The sequence below is a fragment of the Microbacterium nymphoidis genome (assembly GCF_021044885.1).
Taxonomy (GTDB): domain Bacteria; phylum Actinomycetota; class Actinomycetes; order Actinomycetales; family Microbacteriaceae; genus Microbacterium; species Microbacterium nymphoidis.
This window is the reverse complement of the sequence record NZ_JAJNOD010000002.1, coordinates 187026-196299: the sequence shown is the minus strand read 5'-3', so window position 1 is coordinate 196299 and position 9274 is coordinate 187026. Positions and strand designations below refer to the sequence as shown.

General features: G+C 66.0%; 7 protein-coding genes. 2 read left to right on the top strand and 5 right to left on the bottom strand.

Annotation, left to right across the window (positions count from 1 at the left end):
- Positions 1-8: 8 nt before the first annotated feature.
- Together LQ566_RS10130 and LQ566_RS10125 are read right to left on the bottom strand one after the other, a co-directional pair.
- Positions 9-254 carry a hypothetical protein gene (locus tag LQ566_RS10130; RefSeq protein ID WP_231091565.1) on the bottom strand — a complete coding sequence of 82 codons (246 nt, stop codon included), beginning with the start codon at positions 252-254 and terminating at the stop codon, positions 9-11.
- Positions 255-364: 110 nt separating this feature from the next.
- On the bottom strand, positions 365-2365 hold the full coding sequence (locus tag LQ566_RS10125) for a DUF4012 domain-containing protein (RefSeq protein WP_231091564.1): 2001 nt from the start codon (positions 2363-2365) through the stop codon (positions 365-367).
- A 233-nt stretch (positions 2366-2598) separates the two neighbouring features.
- Here LQ566_RS10125 and LQ566_RS10120 point away from each other — a divergent pair, with 233 nt between their 5' ends.
- On the top strand, positions 2599-3723 hold the full coding sequence (locus LQ566_RS10120) for a glycosyltransferase (protein WP_231091563.1): 1125 nt from the start codon (positions 2599-2601) through the stop codon (positions 3721-3723).
- Positions 3720-4685 (top strand): glycosyltransferase family 4 protein, encoded by a 966-nt coding sequence (locus LQ566_RS10115; protein ID WP_231091562.1) that lies wholly within the window; start codon positions 3720-3722, stop codon positions 4683-4685. Before LQ566_RS10120 ends, LQ566_RS10115 begins: the two co-directional genes overlap by 4 nt.
- Positions 4686-4730: 45 nt before the next feature.
- Here LQ566_RS10115 and LQ566_RS10110 read toward each other — a convergent pair whose 3' ends face one another.
- The 3 genes from LQ566_RS10110 to LQ566_RS10100 all read right to left on the bottom strand — a co-directional run bounded on the left by LQ566_RS10110 (position 4731) and on the right by LQ566_RS10100 (position 8489).
- Entirely contained in the window at positions 4731-5804 is a 1074-nt protein-coding gene (locus LQ566_RS10110) for a glycosyltransferase (protein WP_231091561.1), read from the bottom strand.
- Positions 5801-6886 (bottom strand): hypothetical protein, encoded by a 1086-nt coding sequence (locus tag LQ566_RS10105; protein WP_231091560.1) that lies wholly within the window; start codon positions 6884-6886, stop codon positions 5801-5803. The genes LQ566_RS10110 and LQ566_RS10105 overlap by 4 nt, the downstream gene beginning before the upstream one ends.
- 106 nt (positions 6887-6992) lie before the next feature.
- Positions 6993-8489: a glycosyltransferase 61 family protein gene (locus LQ566_RS10100; RefSeq protein ID WP_231091559.1), complete on the bottom strand. Its 1497-nt coding sequence runs from the start codon at positions 8487-8489 to the stop codon at positions 6993-6995.
- Positions 8490-9274: the final 785 nt, after the last annotated feature.

Genomic DNA, 9274 nt, shown 5'->3' with positions numbered 1-9274 from the left:
TCGGTGACTCAGTTGTTGCCGATCTGCTTGTCCACGTTGTCGCGGATCTCGTCGATCTTGTCTGCAGCGCCGGGAGCGACCTTCTTCGCGAAGCCCGCGACACCGTCGAGGATCGAGTCGCTGATGCCCTCGGCCTGCTCCGAGTGGAGGGCCTCGTCGACCTTCTCCTTGTTCTGCTCGTAGAGGTCCTTGGCCTTGTCAACGCCCTCGCTGACGGCGTCCTTGCCCTTGTTCACCACGTCTTCGATACCCATGGGTGCTCCCCTCCGGATTGGTTTCACGGCCCATGTGAGCCGCGTTCATTCTGCTACGTCTCTGGCGTTCAGCAACAGAGTCTTCACAGAGGGACATAGCAGGTTCACAGTCAGCCCGCGGGCGTCGTCGTTCCGGGGAACATCGACATGCAGCTCTCCTCGATGGTGACCGGGGTCTTCGAGGTGGTGGGCGTCCATCGCACGCTGAGCGGCGTGGTGGCATCCGCCGGTACGGATGAGGTGAAGGAGAACGTGCGCGTCTCCCCCTGGCGGATGGCCGCCGTCAGGCTCTGCGTCTGCCGTCCGTTGTACACACCGGACCGGTCGTTGTAGCTGATGTCGCCCTCACCGGGATCGGTGCCGACCAGCTCGCCACCCGGAATCGCCATACCCAGCACGTCCAGCGTGATGGTGTTGCTGGTGTAGCCCCACTGCGTGTTGCGCCGTCCCAGCGTGTAGGTGCTGCCGATCGAGTCGGGGATGCTGTTGGTCATCGACACGCTGGTGGTGACGGTACGGGCATCCGCGTTGCAGCTGACCGCCATGGTGGTGCCCAGCCAGTACTCGAGCTTCGAGTACGACGTGTCGTTGAGGTAGATGCCCGTCTGGACGGTCTGCGAGTTGTCGCCGGTGATGGCACCGTCGAGGTTCAGCTCGTGCGCCATCGCCTGGGAGGCCTCGTCCGGGAACCAGAGGTAGATCCGCTGCTCCGCGGCGCCGGCCTTGAGCTGATCCAGCATCGCGAGGGGATCCCATCCGCCCGCCGAGATCTTGTCGAAGATGGCCGATGCCGCCTTGCCGAAGTACCAGCTGGCCGCCAGGCCGTCCGCTCCGAACCGCTCGTAGGTGTCGCTCAGGAGCAGCTGGACGGCGTTGTCCGCGGTGATCTGCTCGTCCTCGCCGTCAACGGTCACCGGTCCGGTGACGCGCAGCATGTACGACAGGGCCACGGGATCCAGGCTGATGACGCCCTGCACCGGGGATCCGCTCACGTCGGTCCAGAGCCGCGAAACCACATCCGCGGTGTCGCGGAAGTCGGGGTAGCGGCTGAAGTTCTGGCTGTTGTTCCAGGTGTCGTTCTCGAACAGCTGGGCCTTCTCCGCAGGTTCGATCGGCGCGAACCCGGTGCCGCTCAGACCGCGCTCGATGAACGCCGCGCTCTCCCAGTCGTCGCGCATCTCGATCTTGCCGTTGTCCACGTGCAGAACCGCGGCGTTGGAGGGGTTGCCTCCGGTGGAGCGGATCTCGGCGTTGTTCTGGAACAGCAGGATGTAGTCGCGCGGACCGTCGGCGCCCAGCATCGCGAGCATGGTGGGCAGGTACTTCTCCGCGAGGTCGAACGCCGGAGAAGCTTCGTCGATGATGTCCACGAGCTGGCCGATGTTGTCCTTCACGAACGGAAGGATGGCAGCCTGATCGATCTTGTCCACGTGGGACTTCGCCTCGGTGAACGTGGCCGCGAGCGCGGGGATCTTCGGCTGCGCGTCGCGGAAGGGCTGCAGGTTGAAGCCACCGCCTTCCAGCGTGAGGTTCTTCAGATCGAGCGCGGCCAGCAGGTTGAGTCCGGTGGGAAGGGCGTCGCGCACGAGGATGTGCGTGGCCTGGGTGGTCTCGCTCACCGCGGCCACGTTCGCGCCGACCACGGGCACCTTCGCCGCGAACTCCCAGAGCTGTCCCTGGACGATGCCGTCGGCTTCCTTCGTGAGGGCCAGCACCTCCTCGGCGATGGGCTGGATCTGCGCGATGTCGCCCGACTGCACCAGCGGCATCACCGCGGTGACCTTCTCCTTGGTCTGCTCGAGGAGGTCGCGGACCTTGATCGCTTCCTTCACGAACATCGCAGCGAACACCGCGCCAGCGATCAGCACGATCAGGAGCGGGAAGACCACCCACGGCCACCAGCGACGGCGACGCTTCCTCGCCGGCGGACGCTCGCCGCCGGAGCCGCCAGAGCCGCCGGAGGACAGCGGCCGAGTCGTCGCGGTGGTGTCGTCGCCGAAGGGACCCAGCTTCTCAGTGGGCTGTGCGGACTGGCTCAGCGCGCGTGCTTCACGGCGGCTGAGGGGCGCGTGGGGGTCGATGTCGAACTCCTTTAGGTCGTGCGAGATCATAACGTCCGACCCTGAGGGAACCCGGGTGCCTCGTCTCGCCACCCTCGGATTCGTCGTGCCCACTTCGCTGCCAAACCGTGCCGTTTCGAGCAAAGTGAGCGCACTGCAGGCGAGCGCGCCGCTCCCGGGCGAGTAACTACACTCGTGTGAGGCCGATGATTTCGCCACACGGCGAACACGGTCCCGCCGTCGCGGACCGAGCGACATCGGCCGAGACAACCGGGAGGTGCGACGTGTCCGGCATTCTGGTGCACGAGTGGCTCGCCCGTCACGGTGGTTCGGAGAACGTGTTCGAGGTGCTCTCCGGAATCTTCCCCGACGCGGATCGCTTCTGCCTCTGGAACGACAGCGACGGCCGCTTCACCGGCGTCGAGGAAACGCTGCTGGCGCGCACTCCGTTGCGGCACAGCAAAGCGGCGTCCCTCCCGTTCATGCCCTTCGCGTGGCGCCACCTGCCGTCACGCGACGCCGACTGGATCCTGTGCAGCAGCCACGTGTTCGCGCATCAGGCGCGTTTCGCAGGGCCCGCACGCGACGCCCCGAAGCTGGTCTATGCGCACACGCCGGCGCGATACGTCTGGACCCCCGAGCTCGACGGCCGCGGATCCGGCGCCGCTGCTCGGCTCGTCTCCAGCGTCCTCAAGCCGCAGGACCGCCGCCGCGCAGCCGAGCCGGTCGCGATCGCGGCCAACAGTGCCTTCATCGCCGAGCGCATCGCACGCACATGGGAGCGCGAGGCCATCGTGATCCATCCGCCGGTAGAGGTCGCGGCGTTCACGGCTCCCCCCGCTATTTCGGCGGAGGAAGAGGCGCGCCTCGACGGGCTTCCCACCCCGTTCCTGCTGGGTGTCTCGCGATTCGTCCCCTACAAGCGCCTGGACCACGTGATCGACGCGGCGATGGCGGCCGGCCTCCCGGCAGTTCTCGCCGGCGGGGGCCCGGATGAGGCTCGGCTGCGCGACTATGCCGCCTCGCGCGGTGCCCGCGTCACCTTCGTCCACAATCCCTCGACCGCGATGCTCGCAGAACTGTACCGTCGGGCCCTCGCGCTGGTGTTTCCGGCCATCGAGGACTTCGGCATCATGCCGGTGGAAGCCATGGCCACCGGCACGTCCGTCGTCGCGAGCGCGGTGGGCGGCACGGCGGAGACGGTGGTGGACGGCGCGACCGGAGCTCTGGTGCAGGACTGGACGGATGCTGCCGAGCTGACCGCCGCGGTGGAGCGTGCCGCCGGCGCGACCGCCGAGGCATGCGTGGCACGCGCGCGCGAGTTCGATACCTCGGTGTTCACCGAGCGCATCGCCGCATGGGTGGCGAAGACCACCGCGCCGTCCTTCATCGAAGGCGCGGCCGAGTGAGCGCTCTGTTCGTCGACGACCGCTACCGGGGTGCCCACGGTATCGGCCGCTATGCGCGCGAAGTGCTGCCGCGACTGGAGCCCGCCTGGCGGTCCCTGCAGCTCAGCGGTACGCCCTACTCCCCCCTCGACGCATTCCGCAGGCTCCCCGGCGCCTCCCCCGGCGATGTCGTGTACTCGCCCGGCTACGGCGCCCTGGTGCGCGCTTCGCGGCAGCTCCTCACCGTGCACGACCTCATCCAGCTCCGCTCGCCGTGGCCCGGGCGCGCGAAGTTCGCTGCCTACTACGCCGGGCCGGTGCGCCATGCGATCCGCCGGGCCGGTGTGGTGCTCACCGTCTCGGAGACCTCGGCGCGCGACATCCGCGAGTGGCTGCGCGACGACGCGGTTCGCGTCGTCAACGCCGGCAACGGATGCTCGGCGGCGTTTCATCCGGATGGGCCGGTCGGAGAGGCGCCGTATCCGTACGTGATGTACGTGGGCAACACCCGTCATCACAAGAACCTGAACGTGGTGGTGCAAGCCCTCGCGCGCGTTCCGGAACTGAGGCTGCGCGCGGTCCTGCCGGAGCCGGAGATCGACACGGCGGCCGGGTGGGCGGAGGCGGCGGGGGTCGACGACCGCGTCGAGCTGCTGCACAGCGTGACGGACGACTGGCTCGCCGAGCTGTATCGCGGCGCCGTCGCCACCGTGCAGCCGTCGACGGACGAGGGTTTCGGCCTTCCCGCCCTCGAGTCCATCTCCTGCGGTGTCCCGGTGATCTTCTGGGCCGGATGCGAATCGGTGGCGGAGATCGTGGGCGGGCGTGGCTGGGCCGTGACAGAAGCACACGATCCGGCCGCATGGGCGGACGCCCTCACCGCCGCGATGGATGCCCGGCGTCGTGTGGAGGCCCCGACCGGGTACGACTGGGACCGCACTGCGGCCATCATCTCGGAAGAACTTCGCCGCGCCCTCGGCTGAGGCGCTGCGGTGGCCCCGCGCCGGAGCATCCCCGGGGGGCGCGATTCAGCGTTGTGTGAGATCGAACACGAATCGCTGCAGTTGGGCGGTCTTCGCGCCCCAGCTCTCCGCCGCTGCGCGCCGCATGCCCGCGATGTTCGGTGACGGATGCGCGAGCGCGCTCCGCAGCGCCGCATCGGCGTCGGCTCCGTCCCGGTAGGTGTACACCCCGGAGACGGCGTCAGCACGGAGCACCGGCGTCTCCCGGGTGACCACGGCCGTCCCCGCTGCGAGGTACTCGTACAGTTTCATCGGGCTTCGTCCGGCGTTGAGCGGATCGTCCGACAGCGGCAGCAGTCCGACGCGTGCCTGCTGCAACAGTGCCGGGAGCTGGTCGTAATCGACCGCGCCGAGCATCTCGACGTTCGATGTGAGCGATGCGGGCGCCTGCCCGGGGCCTGCGACGATGAAGCGGACATCCGGATGCTGCCGCGCCCACGCGCCCAGCTGGTTCCAGTCGAATCTGCCGTCGAGCGCGCCGACGTACACGCACAGCAGCTCCCGTGCACCGCCGGCCGACGACGCGGTGAACCGCTCGGCATCGACGCCGTTCTCGATCACGAGCGTCGGCAGGGTGAGGTCTCCGAGAGCGCGGAGGACCGCGGAGGACGTGGCGATGACGGCATCGGCCGCGGCGACGATCCGCTGCTGCTGCGCGTGCTTGACCCCGTCGGGGTACATATCGGTGGGCCGGTACACGAGCCGCCCGGTCAGCGCACGCACCGACTCGTGCCACAGCAGCGGCTGGTCGATGAGCACGGCATCGAAGCGCTCGGCGATGCCGTGCCGGCGCAGCTCCCGATCGACACGGAACCGCCCGTAGGGCACGGGAGCGATGGTAAGGGGCACGAGGTGGGTCACACCCGCCTCGTCGCGCATCGGTCCGCGCGGAAGCGTGGCGAGGGTGTGCGCGTCGATGCGTCCGGTCACCCGGTGTGCGAGGGAGACCGGAGTGGAGAGGTGCACCACCTCGGCCCCCGACTCTGCGAGCGTGCGGGCGTAGTGATGGCTTCCCACACGGAACGGGCCGAAGGCATGACTGTGCGAGAGCAGGAGGATCCGCGCGGCGGCGTCGCTCATCGGCGTGCCCGCCGCACGGTCTCGCGCATGCGCGATTCGAGATGAGCGATCTTGTCCGCAGCAGCCGAGACCGCCGCGATCACCTCATCACGTCGTCCCCGCTGAGTGACGAGAACCTGCGTCAGAGCGTTGACGTCGGCGTCGCGGGAGTCGTGGCTGACACCGTGCAGCCCGATCACATCGAACGCCGCCGCGATCTTGCCGGTCGGCGTGGGCACCAGCTCCACAGGTACCGCGCCGCTCAGCGCAGCGAGCACCAGCACGTGCATACGGTCGCTGATGACCATGGGTGCGTCGTCGTAGCGTGCGCGGAGGTTTCGTTCCTGCGTGACCGCGTCGATGTCACCCCAGGGCTCGAACTCACCGCCGAGTGCGTCGGCGAGCTCCCGCGAGCGCTGCTCGTCCTCCCGAACCTGCACCACCGTGCGGATGCGGAGCCCTTCGGTCCGGGCGAACGCACGCACCGCCTCGATCCAGGCAGCGGAGGGCATCGGACGCGCCCCGCGCAGGCTGATGATCAGCTCCTCACGCGCCTCCTCGTCGGATCCGGCGCGCACGCCCGCCGCGAAACCGACGTCGGGCACCACCTGGGCGCCGCCCACCAGCGCCGCGCTCTTCTCGTCGCGCCACAGCGCCACCTGCGACCATCGCGCCGCGAGCGCGTGCAGCCAGAGGGCGGGATTCGACGGCGCGCGGATGCCGCGCGGCGGTCGCACCACGACACCGCGCTTGAGCCGGACGATCACCGTCTCGGCCAGGAAGACCAGCTCGCGAAGCCCGTTGCCGCGATCCAGCGGCACCTCCCCCGCCTCCAGCACCAGCACCGGCCGGCGCGGAGCCGTGGCCAGCAGCCACAGCCAGCGCGGGACGCTGCGCTTCGTGCGCAGCACGATGGTGCCCGTGGGAACCCCGAGCTGGTGCAGCCACACGTCGGGCGCCTCGCCCACGTAGGCCACCAGCTCGTCGGAGGTCCCCCGTGCCCACTCCAGCGTCTCGCGGCGGATCAGCGCATCGCCGATGTTGCCCGCAGGCCCCGTGAGGGACACGAAGGTACGGGTGGGACGACGACGCGACGAGCTCACTCGTTCAGGCTATGCGCTCAGCGCGCGCGGAACGTCCATCCCGAGACATCGTGCCGCAGCCGTTGCGACCGACGTCGGTCTGAGCGAACGCGCGACATTTCCTTAGTCAAGTACGGGCAGACTTCCTGACCCACCGCGCGTGGACAGTCTTCACTCGAGTAACCGGGGCCTCGAAATCAAACTCCTCGCGAAGTCTCGGCGAGTTGTACCACCCACCAAACCTGAACCCAGGTCGCTCTGGATCCGCTGGGCGAAGAGCTACTCCGCCTCGGTCAATAACTTGATGCGGAATCGGGGTTCCCCCGTTGCTGTTGAAATGGATTTCACCCGTGTGAGAAGGTCGACGAATCTCCGGTTCATGATTCACGAAACGGCGAACCAAACGTTCTCTTGCTTCATCACTGATTGGTTCGCCACAAAGTGTCGAGTGAATACTGTCAACAAGATCAACTAATGTCCATTCGGGATATCGTTTGAGAAAGCGATCAGGGGTGCTTGCGAGCAGCTCTGCCCAATTGCGCAAATATTCGGCGAGCGAACTCTCCAACGAATCCGTTGAAACGTGCACATCGTGCACTTGTTTAGCATACTCGACAAAATGCGACGATTTTGAGAAGTAGACCACTCCAACGGTGTGCGATCCCGGCAGAAGAGACAAAAGCGCGTCGACGATACGGATATTGGCGGCTCGCATCTGGCTGAGTCCCCACTGCCCTTCCACGGAAAGGCTTCGAGGGTGCCGCAGGAGAACCGACTGATTCACGCCGTCCTGCGCAAAAACGACCAGATGCGACAAGGTGCCCGCGGTGGAGGCGATCTCTTTCGCTCCTGCAATCAAGGATATCTGCTCAGCAAGCGGCAGTGTTTCTGGCGAGACAACCTTGTACCCACGCCTCTGGTAGAAATCCTCGAGCATCTCTTCATTTAGTTCCCGCGTCTCAGTTGTCCTGTTAACCAGCCTGCGACGCGTGAAGTAGATCTTTTCCACCGCGCCCGGCGAGACCGAGTCTCTAATCGAGTCGTAAATGAATCTCAAGTTATCGTGGTACTCACCATTACCCAAATAGAACGATTGGTCAGGAACAACAACTTTGTCGAACTGCATCGGCTCGTCGACGATGACAATCTGCTCCCGAGATATCCCAAGTCTCTCAACCAAGGAGAAATTGGGGTGATCTATCCCCACCGGATAGGTTCTATTGAAAGCTACCTTCATCGATTCGATGTTGTTGCCGATCGCCCACCAGAGTCTCGCGAGACTCTCCGTGAGGAAGTGGCCGAACTGATCGGGACGTATTCCGCCAGCATAGAGGGCAACGCCCTCGACGCGCCTGACTTGCTCAGGCTCATAACCTCGGATCACATTACGACGGTGAGATCTGGCGGGATGAAAAGTATGCCCCGCAACGAATCCCCCTGTCGCATCGGTGACACCCCCCTCCCACGACTGGCGCGAGTCTCGCGCGGCTCTTAGCGGGAGGATTATTCCGTCGTCAACAATTTGCACACTGAGGTCATGCTGAATTCGACGATTCTGTGCAACAAAGGCGCGCCACTTCTCCGAATCGTTCGCGAAGATCAGAGGCTGGCCTGTGGTGTTCATCAATGATCTCCATCATGACAGTGCGCTAAACGGTAGCCTCGCTCGAGCCAACCCGGCGTCGTAGACTGGCTTGCCCGTCCCGTGCGCGGGGACGTACACATTCCGCGGCTTCGATCCTATCGGAAGTACCAGAGGAATCAGAGCGCACCAGCTAAAGCAACCGACGCATAGACGCCAGCCATCTGGGAAATCTTCGCGTCAGGCTCGCTAGACGCGAGTGGCAGAGTAGGCACCTAGCCAGTACTCAGTAGGCGCTTGTCATCGACTCGGCTACGCCCAAGCGCCGATTCTCCCCAGCGGTCCGACGACAACCACGCGAAAGCCCCAGGGCTGATCAATGCGGATCAGGATCGCGAGCGCGAGCGCGCCCTGACAGATTTCGTAGCGGCTGCGCGCTCGAACACCTGCGCGAACGCCGCGCGCGTCGATGCCAGACTACGCCCCTCCAAATTTGGAGCACCGCTACGCTCGGTGGCACGTCCAAAGTCGATTGCCAAGTCGATCGCCTCCGCGGTGATCGGTCCGTCCGTTAGGTGCAGCCACCCGACTCCGATCTCGTCTGAGAGCTCCGCCAACGCCTCAGTTCGCGGAGTGAGGACGGGGCGTCGGCGAGAGAGGGCTAGGAATAGGATCTGTAGATCGTGAGGTGTGTGAGGCGCGCGAGGTAGAACCACAAGCTCGGCGGCATCAATTTCTTGGATCCTCGCTCCGTCCGAAATTCGCTCCAAGCGCGTCGAGATCAGCTTCGAACGTCGCGCCTCAGCTCCTTTGAGTTTCGTTGCACT